Origin of the sequence: Microbacterium lacus, assembly GCF_002812805.1 — a bacterium.
GTDB classification, from domain to species: domain Bacteria; phylum Actinomycetota; class Actinomycetes; order Actinomycetales; family Microbacteriaceae; genus Microbacterium; species Microbacterium lacus_A.
This window is the reverse complement of record NZ_NMUM01000005.1, coordinates 215,893-234,014: the sequence shown is the minus strand read 5'-3', so window position 1 is coordinate 234,014 and position 18,122 is coordinate 215,893. Positions and strand designations below refer to the sequence as shown.

At 66.2% G+C, this 18,122-nt stretch carries 18 protein-coding genes; 7 read left to right on the top strand and 11 right to left on the bottom strand.

Going from position 1 to position 18,122, the window contains the following annotated elements:
- Position 1: 1 nt before the first annotated feature.
- Entirely contained in the window at positions 2–1,162 is a 1,161-nt protein-coding gene (locus CGU34_RS01740; RefSeq protein ID WP_232711487.1) for a PQQ-dependent sugar dehydrogenase, read from the bottom strand.
- Positions 1,163–1,217: 55 nt separating this feature from the next.
- On the opposite strand from CGU34_RS01740, the gene CGU34_RS01735 reads away from it, so the two are divergent.
- Entirely contained in the window at positions 1,218–2,180 is a 963-nt protein-coding gene (locus tag CGU34_RS01735; RefSeq protein WP_100813075.1) for a 5'-3' exonuclease, read from the top strand.
- On the opposite strand, the gene CGU34_RS01730 is transcribed toward CGU34_RS01735, so the two are convergent.
- The 3 genes from CGU34_RS01730 to trpD are packed head-to-tail and all read right to left on the bottom strand — an operon-like array spanning position 2,157 to position 5,577.
- A complete protein-coding gene (locus CGU34_RS01730; RefSeq protein WP_036297114.1) occupies positions 2,157–3,434 on the bottom strand; it encodes an MFS transporter in 1,278 nt (425 codons plus the stop codon). The genes CGU34_RS01735 and CGU34_RS01730 overlap by 24 nt on opposite strands.
- 48 nt (positions 3,435–3,482) lie before the next feature.
- Positions 3,483–4,478: a PHP domain-containing protein gene (locus tag CGU34_RS01725; protein WP_036297115.1), complete on the bottom strand. Its 996-nt coding sequence runs from the start codon at positions 4,476–4,478 to the stop codon at positions 3,483–3,485.
- 40 nt (positions 4,479–4,518) lie between these two features.
- A complete protein-coding gene (trpD, locus tag CGU34_RS01720; protein WP_036297117.1) occupies positions 4,519–5,577 on the bottom strand; it encodes an anthranilate phosphoribosyltransferase in 1,059 nt (352 codons plus the stop codon).
- Positions 5,578–5,720: 143 nt separating this feature from the next.
- On the opposite strand from trpD, the gene ctaE reads away from it, so the two are divergent.
- The 5 genes from ctaE (at position 5,721) to CGU34_RS01695 (ending at position 10,619) form a co-directional block, all read left to right on the top strand.
- The gene (gene ctaE / locus CGU34_RS01715) at positions 5,721–6,353 is read left to right on the top strand and encodes an aa3-type cytochrome oxidase subunit III (RefSeq protein ID WP_100813208.1); all 633 of its coding nucleotides are present in this window, start codon (positions 5,721–5,723) and stop codon (positions 6,351–6,353) included.
- A gap of 17 nt (positions 6,354–6,370) precedes the next feature.
- A complete protein-coding gene (gene qcrC / locus CGU34_RS01710) occupies positions 6,371–7,168 on the top strand; it encodes a cytochrome bc1 complex diheme cytochrome c subunit (protein ID WP_036297118.1) in 798 nt (265 codons plus the stop codon).
- Positions 7,169–7,207: 39 nt separating this feature from the next.
- Positions 7,208–8,263 (top strand): cytochrome bc1 complex Rieske iron-sulfur subunit, encoded by a 1,056-nt coding sequence (qcrA, locus tag CGU34_RS01705; RefSeq protein ID WP_036297120.1) that lies wholly within the window; start codon positions 7,208–7,210, stop codon positions 8,261–8,263.
- On the top strand, positions 8,260–10,053 hold the full coding sequence (qcrB, locus tag CGU34_RS01700) for a cytochrome bc1 complex cytochrome b subunit (protein WP_036297122.1): 1,794 nt from the start codon (positions 8,260–8,262) through the stop codon (positions 10,051–10,053). Before qcrA ends, qcrB begins: the two co-directional genes overlap by 4 nt.
- A 158-nt stretch (positions 10,054–10,211) precedes the next feature.
- On the top strand, positions 10,212–10,619 hold the full coding sequence (locus CGU34_RS01695) for a rhodanese-like domain-containing protein (RefSeq protein WP_036297124.1): 408 nt from the start codon (positions 10,212–10,214) through the stop codon (positions 10,617–10,619).
- 25 nt (positions 10,620–10,644) lie between these two features.
- Here the strand turns inward: CGU34_RS01695 and CGU34_RS01690 are convergent, their stop codons facing one another.
- The 6 genes from CGU34_RS01690 to CGU34_RS01665 all read right to left on the bottom strand — a co-directional run bounded on the left by CGU34_RS01690 (position 10,645) and on the right by CGU34_RS01665 (position 16,445).
- Positions 10,645–11,166 (bottom strand): PP2C family protein-serine/threonine phosphatase, encoded by a 522-nt coding sequence (locus tag CGU34_RS01690; RefSeq protein WP_232711486.1) that lies wholly within the window; start codon positions 11,164–11,166, stop codon positions 10,645–10,647.
- A 269-nt stretch (positions 11,167–11,435) separates the two neighbouring features.
- Positions 11,436–11,870, bottom strand: a complete 435-nt coding sequence (locus CGU34_RS01685; RefSeq protein WP_036297128.1) for a cytochrome c oxidase subunit 4 — start codon at positions 11,868–11,870, stop codon at positions 11,436–11,438.
- 1 nt (position 11,871) lies between these two features.
- The gene (ctaD, locus tag CGU34_RS01680) at positions 11,872–13,629 is read right to left on the bottom strand and encodes an aa3-type cytochrome oxidase subunit I (RefSeq protein WP_036297130.1); all 1,758 of its coding nucleotides are present in this window, start codon (positions 13,627–13,629) and stop codon (positions 11,872–11,874) included.
- Positions 13,630–13,634: 5 nt separating this feature from the next.
- On the bottom strand, positions 13,635–14,543 hold the full coding sequence (gene ctaC / locus CGU34_RS01675) for an aa3-type cytochrome oxidase subunit II (protein ID WP_036297132.1): 909 nt from the start codon (positions 14,541–14,543) through the stop codon (positions 13,635–13,637).
- Between the two features lie 107 nt (positions 14,544–14,650).
- A complete protein-coding gene (gene erpA, locus CGU34_RS01670; protein WP_036297134.1) occupies positions 14,651–15,025 on the bottom strand; it encodes an iron-sulfur cluster insertion protein ErpA in 375 nt (124 codons plus the stop codon).
- Positions 15,026–15,047: 22 nt separating this feature from the next.
- A complete protein-coding gene (locus tag CGU34_RS01665) occupies positions 15,048–16,445 on the bottom strand; it encodes a dipeptidase (RefSeq protein WP_036297136.1) in 1,398 nt (465 codons plus the stop codon).
- Positions 16,446–16,496: 51 nt separating this feature from the next.
- Here CGU34_RS01665 and CGU34_RS01660 point away from each other — a divergent pair, with 51 nt between their 5' ends.
- Positions 16,497–17,066 carry a DUF3043 domain-containing protein gene (locus CGU34_RS01660; protein WP_036297148.1) on the top strand — a complete coding sequence of 190 codons (570 nt, stop codon included), beginning with the start codon at positions 16,497–16,499 and terminating at the stop codon, positions 17,064–17,066.
- A gap of 24 nt (positions 17,067–17,090) precedes the next feature.
- Here CGU34_RS01660 and CGU34_RS01655 read toward each other — a convergent pair whose 3' ends face one another.
- On the bottom strand, positions 17,091–18,113 hold the full coding sequence (locus CGU34_RS01655) for a quinone-dependent dihydroorotate dehydrogenase (protein WP_036297138.1): 1,023 nt from the start codon (positions 18,111–18,113) through the stop codon (positions 17,091–17,093).
- Between the last annotated feature and the right edge of the window lie 9 nt (positions 18,114–18,122).

Here is an 18,122-nt window from a genome sequence, read left to right as displayed (position 1 = left end):
CCTAGAAGGCGACCGTTGTCGGATCCAACGCCACGACGCGGTCATCCCCGTCCGCCGGGTCACCCCGTCCGTCGGTGTTGTTCGTGACGATCCAGAGTTCGCCGTTGGGGCCCTCCAGCACCGAGCGCAGACGCCCGTACGTCCCCGCGAGATGCACGGTCGACGCGCTCAGGTCGTCGAGCGGCACGACCCGCAGCGAACGGCCGCGCAGGTTCGCGATGTAGATCGAGTCGTCGATCACCGCGAGTCCGCTGGGACTCGCGGCATCCGTAGGCCACTCCTGAACAGGATCCACGAAGCCCCGATCCGCGCCGCCCGCTCCCTCGACGTCCGGCCATCCGTAGTTCGCCCCCGGCTCGATCAGGTTCAGCTCATCGACGGTGTCCTGCCCGAACTCGCTGGCGAACATCCGCCCGTCGGCCGCCCATCCCAGTCCTTGAACGTTGCGGTGTCCGAGACTGTAGACCGGCGACCCGGCGAACGGGTTGTCGGTGGGAACTCCCCCGTCGGGATCGAGGCGCAGGATCTTGCCCGCGAGGCTGTCCGGGTCTTGTGCCGATCGGGGCACTCCGGCATCCCCGGTCGTGATGTAGAGAGCGCCGTCCGGTCCGAAGGCGATCCGGCCGCCGTTGTGGACCCCGGCCTTCGGGAGCCCGTCGATGACGACATCTGGGGTGCCGAGGCTCAGCGAACCGGGCTCGCCCTGCAGCGCAAACCGCTGTACGCGGTTCCCGTCCTCCGCGGTCGAGTACGCGTACAGCGCGCTCTCGTCGGGAGCCATGGCGAGACCCAACAGGCCGCCCTCGCCTCCGCTCACGACGCCTTCGATCACGCCGATTTCCCGGATGTCTCCGCCGGGAGTGAACTCGAGAATCCGAGCCGAATCTCGTTCCGAAACGAGCGCAGAGTCGCCGATGAGCGCGACCGACCAGGGCGCCGCAAGCCCCGTGACGACGTCTCGTGGGCCCGCCGGCTCGGCGGCGGTAGCACTCGGCGTAGCCGCGACCGAGGGGGTCGACCGTGCGGGCGGTCCGGCAACACATCCGGCGAGCGCAAGTGTGCTCATCGTGACGAAAGCAACAGCGATCATCCCGCGACGCAGAGGCCGCATCGATCGCGTATCGGTGATCGTGGTCACGGGCTTCGGCACCTCCGGTCGCATTCCTCCACGCTAACCCGGGAGTACGCCCGCGCGGCCTGACTGCCAGACTGAGGACGTGACCCAGCGCCTGATGTTGCTCGACACCGCCTCGCTGTATTTTCGCGCCTTCTACGGCGTGCCCGATACGGTCAAGGCGCCCGACGGAACGCCCGTAAACGCCGTCCGCGGGCTGCTCGACATGATCGGCAAGCTCGTCACGACGTATCGGCCGACGCATCTGATCGCGTGCTGGGATGATGACTGGCGTCCGCAGTGGCGAGTTGATCTCATCCCGAGCTACAAAGCGCATCGCGTCGTTCAGATCGTCCCGGGCGGCGCCGATGTCGAAGAAGTGCCCGACCCGCTCGAGGCTCAGATACCACTCATCCGCCGCGCACTCGGAGCCCTCAACATCCCGATCGTCGGCCGCGCCGACCACGAGGCCGACGACATCATCGGTTCCCTCGCGACCCAGGCGACCATGCCCGTAGACATCGTGACCGGTGACCGCGACCTCTTCCAGCTCGTCGACGATGCATCCGACGTCCGGGTGATCTATACCGCACGCGGCATGAGCAACCTCGAGGTCGTGACCGACGCCATCGTCGTCAAAAAGTACGGCGTTCTTCCGGAGCAGTACGCCGATTTCGCGGTCATGAAAGGGGATGCCTCGGATGGGTTGCCCGGGGTCCCCGGCGTCGGCGAGAAGACAGCGGCGACGCTGATCGCCGCGCACGGCGACCTCGCGGGAATCCTCGCCGCGGCGGAAGCGGGTGAGGGAATGTCGGCCGGTGTCCGGGCCAAGCTCCTCGCAGCGCTTCCCTACCTGGCCGTGGCTCCGCAGGTCGTCGGAGTGGTGCGCGACCTCGATCTGGACGACGATCTGCCCGAATCAGGCGGCGAACTGACGTCCCCGACCGAGGAGCAACGCACCGAGACACTCGCGCTCGCCGAAAAATGGGCACTGGGAACCGCGATGGACCGCGCGCTCGCGGCGATCACCGCGATCACCGATTCAGGAAGCGCGCCCACTCGGTAGCCGCGACATCGCGGCGAGCATCAGAACCCCGTACGCGATCGACAACACGAGAAGCAGCACGAGCGCGCCCGTCCACCCGTCATTGACCTCGTGCAGAGCACCCATGACCGGCGCCGCAAGAGCCGCGACGGTGTAGCCCGCGCCCTGAACGAAAGCGGACATCCCGGCTGCCTCGGCATCCGAGCGCGCGACCGCGACGAGTGTCGAGAAGATCACGACGAAACCTCCGGCATGCGCGATCGCGCCGAGGGACGCCCACAGGATGAACTGCGCGGGCGCGACCGGCATCCCGACGGTCAGAGCCAGCCAGCAGGCGCAGATCACGAGCGCGGGCACGATCGGCGCGAAGCGTCGCGCCAACAGGGGAACGACGAACGCGCCGGCGATTGCCACGCCCTGGAACACGGATGCCAGAGTGCCGGCCGTCGTCCGATCAACCCCGAGTTCGTCGCCCAGAATCGTCGGCAGCCACGTCGTCAGGCCGTAGTAGATGGCTGCCTGGCAGGCGAACGTGAAGGCCAGCAGCCACACGATCGGACGACGGAGGATGCCGCTTCGGCGCCCTCCTGGCACGGGGAGTGGTCCCGTCAACGTCTCGATATCGGAAGCGCGACCCTGGGTCCGATTGGCGGCGCCAGCCCAAGGTTCTCCCGAATAGCCGGCGTCCGCGCCGCGAGCCCGCCGCAGGTGCACCGCCCAGAGCAGGATTCCGGAGACGGTCACCACGATCCAAGCGAGGAGCGCCAGCGGCCAGCCGAGCACGCCCGCCAGCGGCGCCGTCGCCAGAGCAGTCAGCAGCGATCCGGCGTTCAACATCGCGACGTACGCCGCCGTTACAGCACTCACCTGCGTGGGCGGCACATCGCGACGGATGATGACGGGCACCACGACGTTTCCGACCGTAATCGCGGCGCCGATGACGAGCGACCCGGCCAGCATCCACCCGAAACCCGGAATCGCACGCACGAGCGTCCCCAGCATCACTCCGACGAGGGTCAGCAGTAGGGCGAGTTCCGCGCCCGCCCGGCGGATGACGAGGGCCGCGACGGGTGTCAACAGGGCGAACATCAGGACAGGCACCGTCGTGAGCAGCCCCGCGCTCGCCGCGCCGATCCCGAGATCGTCCTGGATGTCGCGCAGCACAGGTGTCGGGGCGATGATCGGCCCCCGCAGGCTCAGCGCCGCGACCAGGATTCCGACGACGACGAGCCACGGAAAAGCGCGCCGGGCAGATGAGGCGGCGGGCCCCGTCATCGAATCAGACCTGTCACCGACTCAGTCTAGGCAGCGCGGCCCGGGCATCTAACGTGCCCGTCCCGTCCACTCGCGGAGGCGCGCGAGGGGCCACGTCGTGACGATGCGCTCGGCCGGAACCCCCGCCGCCTCGGCACGTGCGGCACCGTAATCGAGCAGCGACAGTTGACCGGGCGCATGAGCGTCCGAGTCGATCGAGAACAGGCATCCGATTTCCAGCGCGAGTGCCAACAGGTCATCGGGCGGATCCTGGCGCTCAGGACGGGAGTTGATCTCGACGGCAACGCCGCTCGCGGCGCACGCCTCGAACACCGCACGGGCATCGAATGTCGAGGGCGGTCGGGTTCCTCGTGCGCCCTCGACGAGCCGCCCGGTGACGTGGCCAAGCACGTCGACGCGAGGATCGGATGCCGCCGCCACCAGTCGTCGAGTCATCGCCGGCGACTCCATCCGCAGCTTCGAATGAGCCGAAGCGACCACGATGTCGAGCTCGTCGAGCAGCGCGGGCTCTTGGTCGAGTGCGCCATCGTCGAAGATGTCGACTTCGATGCCCGACAAGAGCGTGAACCCCTCGCCCGACATCCCGGCGACAACTGCCAGCTGTTCGCGCAGTCGTCCGGGTGAGAGGCCGTTCGCCACACGCAGTCGGGGTGAGTGATCGGTCAACGCCAGGTACTCGTGCCCCAGGTCGCGCGCGGCCTGCACCATCAGATCGATCGAAGCCAAACCATCCGACCAGTCGCTGTGCGCATGCAGATCACCCTTCAGCGCGGCGCGCACCTCTCCCACGGTGGGGACGTCGTAGCGGGAGCGCAACTCGAGAAGATAGTCCGGGACCTGGCCAGCCATGGCCTGACCGATGACGGCGAGAGACGAATCGCCGATGCCCGCGATCCGCCGCAGACGCGTCGGATCCCGCAGGATCTCATCCGAAAGATCCGCCGCAGCCTCCGCGGCAGAACGAAAAGCCTTGGAGCGGTATCGCGATGCTCGCTCTCGCTCGAGCAGCGTCGCGATCTCGTTGAGGGCGGCTACGGGATCCACGCGATCACCCTACGCCGAGCCCCCGACACCCCCGAAGGCCTCAGCTGAGTTCGCGCGAAACCTCGCCCCAGCGCGCGAGCAGATCCCGGGCCGCACCCGAATCGATAGCGGATGCCGCGCGTTCCCGCTCCTCGGCGAGTCTCTCGACGATCGGGCGCTGAACCTGAGCCGAGTCGTGCGATAGGCGGTACGACACCAGACCGGCTGCCGCGTTGAGGAGGACGATGTCGCGAACGGGGCCCTCCTCCCCCGCAAGGACTCGGTGCACGACCTCCGCGTTGTGCGCAGGGTCGCCACCTTTCAAGTCCGCGATCGCCGCACGCGGGATGCCGAGATCGCGCGGATCGAGATCGTGTTCGTGGATATCTCCCCGGCTGACCTCCCAGATGCGGCTGTGGCCCGTCGTGGTGAGTTCGTCCAGCCCGTCATCGCCGCGGAAGACGAGAGCAGTCGCTCCGCGGGTCTGGAACACACCCGTGATGAGGGGCACGCGATCCAACTGCGCGACGCCGACGGCGTTCGCCTCGGCCCGCGCCGGGTTGCAGAGCGGACCCAAGATGTTGAACACGGTCGGCACGCCGAGTTCGGCTCGCGTCGGTCCCGCGTGCCGAAAGCCGGGGTGGAATGCCGAGGCGAAGACGAAGGTGATCCCGGCTCGCCGCAGGGTTTCGGCGACGGCCTCGGGCGCGAGGGTCAGCGACACACCCAGCGCGCCGAGCACATCCGACGAACCGGAGGAAGAGCTCGCGGCGCGGTTGCCGTGCTTGATGACCGGGACTCCGGATGCGGCAGCCACGATCGATGCCATCGTCGAAACGTTAACGGTTCCGAAACGATCTCCACCCGTGCCCACGATGTCGAGGGCGTCCGAATTGATCTCGAGAGGCATCGCCGCGTCGAGAACCGCGTCGCGGAACCCGACGACCTCGTCGACCGTCTCGCCCTTTGCTCGGAGGGCGACGAGAAACCCCGCGAGCTGCGAGGGGCTCGCCTCGCCCGCCATCACCCGTCCCATGGCCCAGGTGGCCTCCGACACACTGAGGTCACGTCCGGCCAGCAGCGCCGAGATGAGGTCGGGCCAAGTCGTCGCATCCGTCATGACTGCGATCCTAACGATGGGCCGCGCTGACCATTCACACAGCCCGCGCCACGTGCTTTCTTAGGAGATCCTAAGTCTCGATCGGGGCTATCGAAAGGGTGCGCGTGCGATCCTTCGCCCTCACGATCGGACATAATGGACCTGTGACCACCTCTGCGACATATGCCCCGGCAGTGAGGACGATCAAACGTCCGGATCCTGTCGCCGTTGGCACGATCGTGTGGCTCGGTAGCGAGGTCATGTTCTTCGCCGGGCTCTTCGCGATCTACTTCACCCTTCGGAACACCTCTCCCGAGCTGTGGGCCGAAGAGTCCTCATTGCTGAACGTGCCGTTCGCGCTCGGCAACACGATCATCCTGGTGCTGTCCTCCGTGACATGCCAGATGGGTGTGTTCGCCGCTGAGCGCAACCAGCCGTACACGGTGGAGAAGAACACGTTCTGGCAGCGCTGGGGAATGGTCGAGTGGTTCTTCCTCACCTTCGCCCTCGGCGCCATCTTCGTGTCGGGCCAGGTGTGGGAATACGCGCAGCTCGTCGCGGAGGGGATGCCGATCGAGGCGAACTCTTACGCGTCGGCGTTCTACCTCACCACCGGCTTCCACGCCCTGCACGTGACGGGTGGGCTCGTCGCCTTCCTGCTCGTGATCGGCCGCGCCTACGCGGTCAAAAATTTCGGCCACAAAGAGGCCACGAGCGCGATCGTCGTGTCGTACTACTGGCACTTCGTCGACGTCGTGTGGGTCGCCCTGTTCCTCGTGATCTACTTCCTGAAATAGAGCGGAGCCACACCCGAATGCCTCGTGAGAAGAAGCGTCGTTCCGGTCGGCGCAGCCCGCTGGCCGCTGCCGGCCTGATCGGACTGGGTCTCGTTCTGACCGGCGGGCTGTACGCCGGTGCATCCGCCGCCATGGCGTCGACGACCGATACGGCCGCCACACAAACGCTCACCGTCGAAGACGGCAAGAAGCTGTTCCAAGCCAACTGCGCCACCTGCCACGGTCTTGACCTGCAGGGTACGGAAAACGGACCGAGCCTGTATGGCGTCGGCGCCATGGCCGTCGACTTCCAGGTCGCCACGGGTCGTATGCCGCTGCAGATGCAGGGACCGCAGGCCCCGCAGAAGCCGGTTCAGTTCACCGAAGACCAGATCGCCGCAATGTCCGCGTACGTCCAGTCGGTTGCCCCCGGGCCCGAGATCGCTACCGGGCGTGTCCTGGATGGCGAGGGCGATGTCGCACACGGCGCCGAGCTTTTCCGCGTCAACTGCGCCATGTGCCACAACGTTGCCGCAGCCGGTGGCGCGCTGACCGAGGGCAAGTACGCGCCCTCGCTCGACGGTGTCGACCCGCGCCACATCTACGCGGCCATGGTCACCGGCCCCCAGAACATGCCGGTGTTCAACGACATGAACCTCTCGCCCGATGACAAGCGCGACATCATCTCGGCTCTGCTGTGGATGGAAGACAACGCGGGTGCCGGCGGACTGACGCTCGGCTCGCTGGGTCCGGTTTCTGAGGGCCTGTTCATCTGGATCTTCGGGATCGGCGGACTCGTCGCGCTGACCGTGTGGATCACCGCGAAGTCCAACTGACTCGCGCACGCATCGAGAACTTTTAGCACGAGGAGCAGCATGGCAAACGAGATCGAGGCAGCGGAGCACGATCGGGGGCCCCAACCTCCGGCGGGGCTCGCGGTTGCCGTGAGCGATCCCGTACGCAACCCGGGCCTCCCGCCGCACCGCGCGCGCGTGACGGACCAGGATCCCGCGAAGATGCGGCAAGCCGTACGCACCGTCTACTCGCTGTTCTATCTGTCGATCGCCGGCAGCATCTGGGCCGTCGCGGCCTACATGCTGTTTCCGATCGAGGACGGCACGGTCGTCGCGATCCGCAACAACAACCTCTTCATCGGCATCGGCATCGCGCTCGCTTTGCTGGCCATCGGCATCGGGGCCATCCACTGGTCCAAGGCCGTCATGTCCGATACGGAGCACATCGAGGCGCGCCATCTGACGCGTGGCAAGGAATCGACGCGCGCGGCGGCCGTCCAGGCACTCACGGTCGCGAACGAGGAGTCCGGATTCGGACGCCGCACGATGATTCGCAACTCCCTCATCGGCGCCCTGATCGCCTCGGTCGCACCGGGCATCGTCCTCTTCCGCGGACTGGCACCCGAGGGCGAGAACCCCGTCGAGCTCCTGAGCCACACGATGTGGGAACCGGGCATGCGCCTTGCCCGCGACCCCTCCGGCGTTCCCATCAAGGCTTCCGATGTCACGCTCGGCTCTGCTTTCCACGTGATCCCCGAGCCGCTCGCAGAGCTGGGGCACGACGAGGGCTACCTCGAAGAGAAGGCCAAGGCGATCGTGCTGCTGATGCGCATGGAGCCCGAAGAGCTCACCGAGACCGCCGAGCGCGCGTCGTGGTCGTACGACGGCATCGTCGCGTACTCGAAGGTCTGCACACACGTCGGATGCCCCGTCGCGCTGTACGAACAGCACACTCACCACCTGCTCTGCCCCTGCCACCAGTCGCAGTTCGATGTGGCCAACGGCGCCGCGGTCATCTTCGGACCGGCCGCCCGTCCTCTGCCGCAGCTGCCGATCGCGGTGGACGACGAGGGCTACCTCATCGCACAGAGCGACTTCCATGAACCCGTCGGCCCGAGCTTCTGGGAGCGCCATTGAGTACCTCAACCGCAACTGAGGAAAAGAAGGCCCCCCTCGGCGGACGTTTCGTCGGCGGAGCGGCCAACTACATCGACGAGCGCACGAGCGCGTCGGGACTGGTCAAAGAGCTCAGCCGAAAGATCTTCCCCGACCACTGGTCGTTCATGCTCGGTGAGATTGCCCTCTGGAGCTTCGTCGTCGTCCTCCTGTCGGGGACTTTCCTGACGTTCTTCTTCGACGCATCGATGGTCGAGACGCACTACACCGGGGCCTGGGCTCCGATGCGGGGCATCCCCATGTCCGCGGCGATGGAATCCACGCTGGCCATCTCGTTCGACCTGCGTGGCGGTCTGCTCGTCCGCCAGATCCACCACTGGGCCGCGCTGGTCTTCGTGGCCGGTATCGGCGTGCACATGCTCCGCGTGTTCTTCACGGGCGCATTCCGCAAGCCGCGCGAGCTGAACTGGGTCGTCGGATTCATCCTCTTCATCCTGGCTATGGCCGAGGGCTTCACGGGATACTCCCTCCCGGATGACCTGCTCTCGGGCAACGGTCTGCGCATCATCGACGGCATGATCAAGGGCATCCCCCTGATCGGCACGTGGACGTCGTTCCTGCTGTTCGGCGGCGAGTTCCCCGGAACCGCGATCGTCGGACGCCTATACGTGCTGCACATCTTGATCTTGCCGGCGCTCGTGGTGGCCTTGATCGCCGTCCACCTGCTCTTGATGATCATCAACAAGCACACGCAGTTCGCGGGCCCGGGTCGCACGAACGAGAACGTTGTCGGTTACCCGATGGTCCCCGTCTACATGTCGAAGATGGGTGGGTTCTTCTTCATCACGTTCGGTGTGATCGTCTTGATCGCGTCGTTCGTGCAGATCAACCCGATCTGGAACTACGGTCCCTACGACCCCTCCCCCGTTTCCGCCGGTACCCAGCCCGACTGGTACATCGGATTCGCGGACGGCGGTCTGCGCCTCGTTCCCCCGCACCTCGAGTCGGTCTTCTTGGGCCACACCTGGTCGTGGAACATCATCCTGCCGCTGGCCGTGATCGGGATCTTCATCCTGCTCGTCCTGATCTACCCCTTCATCGAGGCGTGGGTCACGGGCGACAAGCGCGAGCACCACATCGCCCAGCGTCCCCGCAACGCGGCGACACGCACGGCGATCGGTGCGGCCGGCGTGACGTTCTACGCGGTCCTGTGGGCCGCGGCATCGTCCGACATCATCGCCACCCACTTCTGGGTCTCGATGGAAGGCGTCATCCACACCCTCCAGGCTCTGCTGATCGTCGGCCCGATCATCGCCTACTTCGTCACGAAGCGCATCTGCATCGCGCTTCAGCGTAAGGACCGCGAGATCGCGCTACACGGCTACGAGTCGGGTCGCATCGTGCGGTTGCCCGGCGGCGAGTTCATCGAGGTGCACCAGCCCGTCGACGAGTACGAGCGCTGGAAGCTCACCTCGCACGAGACGTTCGAGCCGTTGGTCGTGCGCCCGAATTCGCGCGGACAGATTCCCTGGCACGAGAACATGCGCTCCGCGGTCTCGCGGTGGTTCTTCGAGGACCGCTTCGCGCCCCTCACGCAGTCCGAGATTGACGCGGCGGTTGCGCACCAGCACCACGCGCTCGGCCACATCGAGGACGAAGAGATGGCGGAGATCCAGGGCGCTCACGAGCGCGCCGGACACCCGGATGCGCCTCTGCACCCCGACACCACGGGGAACGTGCCCGAGACCGCGGTTCGTCCGACGACGATCGTGGCACCCGACGAGCCCGAAGACGACGGCAAGAAAAAGTAGGACGAGAGTCCGAATCACGGATGCCCCGGCACCGCCCTTCGCGGGTGTGCCGGGGCATTCGCGCTTTCGACACTCTTGCCGCCGCTTCGGCGGACTTCCTGCGTCAGTTGGCAGCTGCGCGTCTCACTCCGCCGCTGTGCTCGCCGTACGGTCGAGGGATGACCGACGCGATCACGTACTTCTCCGCTCGACTTGCCCATGAGACGGACCCTTCCGATGTGTACGCCGCCCAGCGTGCCGGTGAAGATGTGGTCCTCGTCGATGTCCGCGGGGACGAGGCCTGGGCCCAGGGCCGGATCGTCGGCGCCGTACACGTGCCGTATCGCGACATCCCCGAACGCATCGCCGAGTTCGATCCGGCCGTCCCGGTCGTGGTCTACTGCTGGAGTCCCGGATGCAACGCCGGCAGCAAGGGTGCGCTCGCGTTTGCCCAGCTGGGCTACTCCGTCCGGGAGATGATCGGCGGATACGAGTACTGGGTGCGCGAGGGGCAGCCGACGGAGAACGATGAAGGCCCGCTGCCCCGCACGTTCGACCCGCTCACCATGGTCGTGAGGCGCGGCTGATCCAGACTCGTCGCGAGGAGCGGAGTCAGGCGATGGCAACGTCCTCGGCGAAATGGTCAGCCGCCGCGCCGGCGAAAAGCGGCCGCCCGTCAAGAACTTCACCGTCAACGAGATCGCATACGACCGCCGTGACGTTGTCGTGGGTTCCTGCCTCGATGGCCATCGCAACGAGAGCGTTTGCGGCCGTGTCGGCGGCCGTATGCGCGCTCAGCACATCGTTCAGGACATCGTGGGGCAGATAGTCCGAGATGCCGTCGCTGCACAGCAGCCACCGATCTCCGGCGCGCGGCTCTAGCCGGGTCACCGTCAGCGCGTCGCCGTCTCGCGGATCACCCTGGAATGATGCGGTCACGATGTTCCGTCGCGGGTGCGTCAGTGCATCGCGCGGCGAGATCAATCCCGAATCGACCAGGTGCTGCACCCACGAGTCGTCGCGGGTCTGCCGTGAGAGTGACCCGTCGCGCAGAAGATATCCACGCGAGTCGCCGACGTGAGCGAGGAACAGTCCGGAGCCCGACAGAAACAGCCCGGTGAATGTCGTCGCCATCCCGCAACGACCGGGTCTTCACGCACCCGCGCCCCGATGTCCCAATTCGACCAACGCAGCAGGGCAAGAACCCGATCGACGCTCTCGACATCGCGCGATGATGAAGCGACACGATGAATCAGGGCCCGCGGCCGCGATCTCACCCGCGGGACCCCCGCCGACGCCATCCGCCACAGCAGCGGCGAAGGACGCCACGAACGCCGCATCCTCGTTGCCGGACCGACGAGGTCCGATGTCAGAGAGGACGGCCGCGCTCAGTGAGAGCGCCATCAATGGGCGAAATAGCCTCGGTAGTACTCGTAGACCCAACCGACGATCGCGACAAGGAAGATGGCGAACCCGATCGGCACCAGCCACGAGCCCACGGCAAGGCCGATGATCGCGACGCCTGCGGAGAATGCGAGCACGATCGGCCACCAGGACCAGGGGCTGAACTCACCGAGCTCGGGGTCTCCGTCGTCGACATCCGAGGTCAGGATGTCTTCGGGCAACTCGCCGCCCTGCGACTTGTGGACGCGCTGCAAGTACCAGGCGACGAGTGCGGCCATCAACGCGCTGAAGACGAGGGCTACCGACCCGACCCACTCGATCGCGTTGTACCAGTTGCGGTCGGGGTAAGCGACGATGTTCCACACGGTGTAGACCACACCGATGAGGAGGAAGAAGGCCGACAGCAGCCACCACAGTCCGACATTCGAACGCACGTTACTTCACCTCTCCGGCCGCAAGATCGACCGTCGGAGCATCGGGGGCATCCTTGGCGGGACCGACACCGACCGGGAGGCCGGCCTCGGGGTGGTTGAGGTCGAATGCGGGGCGCTCGCTCCGGATGCGCGGAATCGACGTGAAATTGTGGCGCGGCGGCGGGCACGAGGTCGCCCACTCGAGCGATGCGCCATAACCCCACGGGTCGTTGACGGTGACCTTGGGGGCCTTGCGCGCCGTGATCCACACGTTGAGGAGGAACGGCAACATCGAGACAGCCAGAATCATTGCACCGATCGTCGAGACCTGGTTCTGCCAGGTCCACCCGTCGGCCTCGGAGTAGTCCGCGTATCGCCGGACCATGCCGTCGACACCCAGCCAGTGCTGGATGAGGAAGGTCATGTGGAACCCGATGAACAGCAGCCAGAAATGCACGTATCCCAGGCGCTCGTTCAGCATCCGCCCCGTGAACTTCGGCCACCAGAAGTAGAAGCCTGCGAACATCGCGAACACGACCGTGCCGAACACCACGTAGTGGAAGTGCGCGACGACAAAGTACGAATCCGACAGGGCGAAGTCAAGCGGCGGCGACGCGAGGATGACGCCGGTGAGACCACCGAAGACGAACGTTATGAGGAATCCGAGCGCGAAGACCATCGGCGTCTCAAAGGTCACCGAGCCGCGCCACATGGTGCCGATCCAGTTGAAGATCTTCACACCCGTGGGAACCGCGATCAACATCGTCATCAACGCGAAGAACGGGAGTAGGACCGAGCCGGTGACATACATGTGGTGCGCCCACACCGCCACCGACAGCGCGGCGATGGCGATGGTCGCGTAGACGAGGGTCTTGTAGCCGAAGATCGGCTTGCGCGAGAAGACCGGGAAGATCTCGGACACGATTCCGAAGAACGGCAGCGCGATGATGTACACCTCGGGGTGACCGAAGAACCAGAACAGGTGCTGCCACAACAGCACGCCACCGTTCGCCGGGTCGTAGATGTGAGCGCCGAGCACACGGTCGGCGGCGGCGGCCAGGATCGCGGCGGCAAGAACCGGGAAGGCCATCAGAACGAGCAGGCTCGTGACGAGGGTGTTCCAGGTGAAGATCGGCATGCGCCACATCGTCATGCCCGGTGCGCGCATCGTGATGATGGTCGTGATGAAGTTCACCGCGCCGAGAATGGTGCCAAAGCCACTCATTCCCAGCCCGAGCATCCAGAGATTACCCCCCACCCCTGGCGAGAACGTCGCGCTCGCGAGTGGTTGATAGGCGAACCATCCGAACGATGCGGCGCCCTGCGGGGTGAGGAAGCCCGACACCGCGATGGTGGAGCCGAAGAGGAAGAGCCAGAACGCGAACGCGTTCAGACGCGGGAACGCGACGTCGGGCGCGCCGATCTGAAGGGGCATGATGACGTTCGCGAAGCCTGCGAAGAGCGGCGTCGCGAACATCAGCAGCATGATCGTGCCGTGCATCGTGAACAGCTGGTTGTACTGCTCCTTGGTCGGGATGACCTGCATACCCGGCGCGAACAACTCGGCACGGATGATGAGAGCCATCACGCCGCCGAGGAGGAAGAAGATGAACGAGGCGATCAGGTACATGTACCCGATGGTCTTGTGGTCAGTGGAGGTGATCCACTTGACGACGATGTTGCCCTTCTGCTCCACGCGCGACGAGCTCAGCAGCGCCGCTTGGCGCGGCGGGAGAGTCGTCGCTCGTCCGGCCTCCTGGAGTGGGAGAGTCGTGGCCACGGTGATCAGCCTTCCTCGGTGCCGACGACGTCGGCTGTATTTCCACCCGTGCCGGGCAGGTTGCTGTTGCGGTCGTAGTCGGTGGTGATGTCACCGGTCTGACCCGCCGCGCGGAGGGAGTCGACGTAGTCCTCGTACTCGTCTTCGCTGACGACCTCGACGTTGAAGAGCATGGCCGAGTGATACTCGCCGCAGAGCTCGGCGCACTTACCGGCGAAGGTGCCCTCACGTGTCGGTGTGAAGGACCAGTAGTTCTCATGCCCGGGATACATGTCCTTCTTGTACAAGAAGTCGATGACCCAGAAGGAGTGGATGACGTCACGCGAGAGAAGCTCGATCTGCACCGTCTTGTTCACGGGGAGAACCAGGGTCGGCAGCGCTGCCTGATCCACGTCGCCGTTCGCCGCGGGGACCGCTTGGACACCCTGAGTCCATACGGCGTCCGAGTTGTCTTCTTCTTCGCCGTTGTACTGGAAGTCCCAGGCCCACTGCTTGCCGATGGCAGAAATCGAGACATCCGGATCTTCGTACTGCGTCTCGAGGATCGTCTGGTCCCGCGCGGTGAACGCGAACAGGCCCAGGACGAGAACGAACGGAACGAGCGTGTAGAAGATCTCGATCGGCATGTTGTACCGAAGCTGGACCGGCAGGCCGGTCTGGCCCTTGCGGCGCCGGTAGGCGACCATCGCGAAGAGCGTCAGGCCCCACGTGATCACACCCACGACGAGCAGGACGATCCAGGAGTTGACCCAGAGACCCGACACCATCTCGGTGCGGTCCGTCGCCTGCACGCCATCGTCCGTGAAGCCCGGGAGATACCCGTTCAACTGGGTAGTCGTACATCCTGCAAGGAGGAATGCTGCCGTAATCCCGACCGGGATAGCGGCCCAGCGGAGGCGGCGTTTGGGGCGCACGATTCACCTTTCGGACGCGGGTGTGATTCGCCCAAGTCTAGGGCAAGCTCACATGCGATTCAGGACACTCACCCAGCGCGCGCACCGATCGTGATGCGCTCGTGAGGCTAGTGGAAGCTGTCACCGCAGGCGCAACTGCCCGCAGCATTGGGGTTGTCGATCGTGAAGCCCTGCTCCGAGATCGTGTCTTTGAAATCGATGGCTGCGCCATCGAGATACGGGACGCTCATGTTGTCGACGATGACCTCGACGCCATCGAAGTCGACGGTCTCGTCGCCGTCGAGATAGCGCTCGTCGAAGTAGAGCTGGTAGATGAGTCCGGAGCATCCGCCGGGCTGAACGGCAACGCGAAGACGCAGGTCGTCGCGACCTTCCTGCTCGAGCAGGCTCTTGACCTTCAAGGCCGCGGCCTCGGTGAGATTGACGCCGTGCGGGCGGGCCTCGGTGGTCGTTTCGTTGGGAACGATCGTGGTGTCTGTCATTGTCAGTCCTCCTGCGCCGAGTCTACCCGCGGCCTCGGTCATCGAGGGCGCGCAACAGCAACGCTTCGCTCAAGATCGCGTGGCGGAACGTCTCCAGATGCAGGGATTCGTTCGGGCTGTGCGCCCGCGAATGCGGGTCCTCGACCCCGGTGACGAGGATCTGCGCTTCGGGGAACTCGCGGACAAGATCCGAGATGAACGGGATACTGCCGCCCACCCCGATGTCGACGGGGTCGACGCCGTATCCCTCGGCGAAAGCATCCCGCACCGCCGCGACGGCCCACCCGGACGTATCGACGAGGAACCCGTCCCCGAGGTCGACGTCTGAGAAGGTCAGCTCGGCCCCGAACGGCGCGTTCGCGCGCAGGTGCGACTCGAGAGCGGCATAGGCATCGGAGGCCTTCTGGCCCGGTGTCACGCGGGCGCTGATCACGACCGAGACCTCGGGCGAGAGGGTGTTCGAGGCCGCTTCGACGCTCGTGAAGTCGGTGCCGATGACCGTGATCGCGGGACGATTCCAGATCCGCGACAGGATGTCTCCGGCACCGGCCGGCGAGACCCCCGGAAGAAGTCCGGCCTCTTCACGCAGAGTGCTCTCGGAATAGTCCGGCGTGTCCGCCTCACGCACCGTCATCCCGTCGACGGCGACCGTGCCGTCCGCATCCCACAGCGTCGACAGCAGCTTGATCGTGGCGAGCATCGCATCGGGCACGGCTCCGCCGAACATTCCGGAGTGCGAAGCGTGGTCGAGGGTTCGGACGCGCATCGTGAACCGCGCGTTGCCTCGCAGTGACACGGTCAGTGCTGGAGTGTCGGAATCCCAGTTTCCCGAATCGGCGACCACGATCACGTCCGCGCGGAGGGCATCGCGATTGTCCGCGAGGAACTGTGCGAAGGAGCGGGACCCGTACTCCTCCTCACCCTCGACGAAGAGGACGACACCGAGCTCGAGCTCACCCTCCGTGCCCGCCCGCAGCGCCCGGAGCGCCGCGATGTGCGCCATGATGCCGGCTTTGTCGTCGGCCGCGCCGCGCCCGTACAGGCGTCCGTCGCGAACGGTCGGTTCGAACGGCGGCGAGTCCCAGAGCGCGTCATCGCCCGGGGGCTGGACGTCGTGGTGGGCGTAGAGAAGCACCGTCGGGGCATTCCCGCGTGCTGCCCGCGCGGCCAGGACTGCGGGCTGACCTACCTCATCCGTTCCGGGGATGGCGGCGCGCAGGATCCGCACCTCATCGAACACTCCCGTGTCCTCGGCGAGGCGCGCGACCGCACTCGCGCTCCGCTCGAGCTGGGTCTGATCGAACGCGGGCCAAGCGATGCCCGGAATACGCACGAGGGCGCCCAGGTCGGCGAGTGCCGGAGCGATTCCATCCTCGACAGCGGTACGGAGTGGGGACGAGGGGACTTCCGATGCGTGCATGCGGGTAATCTTATGGGCGAGTACAACTCCGCCGACCTGCAAGGAAACATCGTGGCCAACTCCCCCGCCCCCGTGCCGAGCGACGAGGATTCCGCCGCGGTCGGTGCCGGAAAGGGGCGCGCCACCCCGACGCGCTCCGAGCGTGAGGCGATGCGTCGACGCCCCCTCGTGGCCGACACGAAAGAGGCCAAGCAGCGTGCCCGCGCCGAACTCGCGGCGAAGCGCGATCAGGCTCGCGCCGGTATGGCCAAGGGAGACGAACGCTACCTCCCCGCCCGCGACAAGGGGCCGCAGCGCAAGTTCCTGCGCGACTACGTCGACGGAGGATGGCACCTCGCCGAGTTCGTGATGCCGGCCATGATCGTCGTCATCCTGCTGACCTTCATCCAGAACACCTACATCCAGTACTACGCCTTCATCGCACTGTGGGGCTTCATCCTGCTCGTCGTCCTCGACATGGTTCTGACGGGGTGGCGCGCCAAGCGAGCCATCCGCACCAAGTTCGGTGCCGACAAGCTCGAGCGCGGCACCGCCTGGTACGCGGCGATGCGTTCGATGCAGATGCGCTTCCTGCGTCTGCCGAAGCCGCAGGTGCGTCGCGGCGGCAAGCCCATCGCCTGACCCGCCCCCGCTCTCGCGCGGCGATCAGCCGCGAGCGAGAGCGCGGTTGATCTGTCGGGCCCAGAACGGGCCGCGGTAAAGAAACGCGGTATAGCCCTGCACGAGGGTGGCCCCCGCGTCCAAGCGCTCACGCACATCCGCGCCGCTCTCGACGCCGCCGACCGAGATCACGCAGAACTCGGCGGGGACCGATGCTCGGACGACGCGAAGTACTTCGAGCGAGCGATCACGCAACGGTGCCCCCGAGAGCCCGCCCGCGCCCGCAGCCTCGACGACAGTGGGGTCGGTCCGGAGGCCCGCACGCGAGAGCGTCGTGTTGGTGGCGATGAGTCCGTCGAGCCCGAGCTCGACCGCGAGAAGTGCGATCGCCCGCACCTCTTCGTCGTCGAGGTCCGGGGCGATCTTCACGAGCAGCGGTGTGGTGCCCGCCGCATCCTTGACCGCGCGCAGCAACGGCGCGAGCGTCTCCACGGCCTGCAGGGTGCGCAGGCCCGGCGTGTTCGGCGACGAGACATTCACGGCGAGGTAGTCGGCGAGCGGCGCCAGGCGCGTCGCACTGCGCACATAATCGGCCGTCGCATCCGCGACATCGACGACTCGGCTCTTTCCGATGTTGATGCCGATCACCGGTCGGTCGTGACGCCGGCGGAGCTTCGCGATGCGAGCGGCTGCCGCATCCGCTCCCCCGTTGTTGAATCCCATGCGGTTGATCACAGCTCGATCCGGGATGAGTCGAAACAGGCGCGGGCGGGGGTTGCCGTCCTGCGGGATCGCCGTCAGTGTGCCGACCTCAACATGCCCGAAGCCGAGCGCGCCGAGCCCGAGAACCCCGACCGCGTCCTTGTCGAACCCGGCGGCGACACCGAAAGGCGAGGGAAAGTCGATGCCGAGAGCTCGCGTCCGAAGCGTTGGCGCGGGGCGTGTCACTCGGCGGACCAGAGCGGAGAACGGAGTAACACCCGCGGCACGCACGACCCGCATCCCGAGGTGATGCGCCGTCTCGGGGTCGAACCTCGAGAGCACGACGGAGAAAAGAAGGCGGTACATCCCGCCCCC

What these genes read in the sequence shown, in the direction of transcription:
- CGU34_RS01695 (WP_036297124.1), top strand. Translation starts at nt 10,212, where the DNA reads ATGACCGACGCGATCACGTACTTCTCCGCTCGACTTGCCCATGAGACG.
- qcrA (WP_036297120.1), top strand. Translation starts at nt 7,208, where the DNA reads ATGGCAAACGAGATCGAGGCAGCGGAGCACGATCGGGGGCCCCAACCT.
- CGU34_RS01690 (WP_232711486.1), bottom strand. Translation starts at nt 11,166, where the DNA reads ATGGCGACGACATTCACCGGGCTGTTTCTGTCGGGCTCCGGACTGTTC.
- trpD (WP_036297117.1), bottom strand. Translation starts at nt 5,577, where the DNA reads ATGACGGATGCGACGACTTGGCCCGACCTCATCTCGGCGCTGCTGGCC.
- CGU34_RS01730 (WP_036297114.1), bottom strand. Translation starts at nt 3,434, where the DNA reads ATGACGGGGCCCGCCGCCTCATCTGCCCGGCGCGCTTTTCCGTGGCTC.
- CGU34_RS01740 (WP_232711487.1), bottom strand. Translation starts at nt 1,162, where the DNA reads ATGCGACCGGAGGTGCCGAAGCCCGTGACCACGATCACCGATACGCGA.
- CGU34_RS01655 (WP_036297138.1), bottom strand. Translation starts at nt 18,113, where the DNA reads ATGTACCGCCTTCTTTTCTCCGTCGTGCTCTCGAGGTTCGACCCCGAG.
- qcrC (WP_036297118.1), top strand. Translation starts at nt 6,371, where the DNA reads ATGCCTCGTGAGAAGAAGCGTCGTTCCGGTCGGCGCAGCCCGCTGGCC.
- erpA (WP_036297134.1), bottom strand. Translation starts at nt 15,025, where the DNA reads ATGACAGACACCACGATCGTTCCCAACGAAACGACCACCGAGGCCCGC.
- CGU34_RS01665 (WP_036297136.1), bottom strand. Translation starts at nt 16,445, where the DNA reads ATGCACGCATCGGAAGTCCCCTCGTCCCCACTCCGTACCGCTGTCGAG.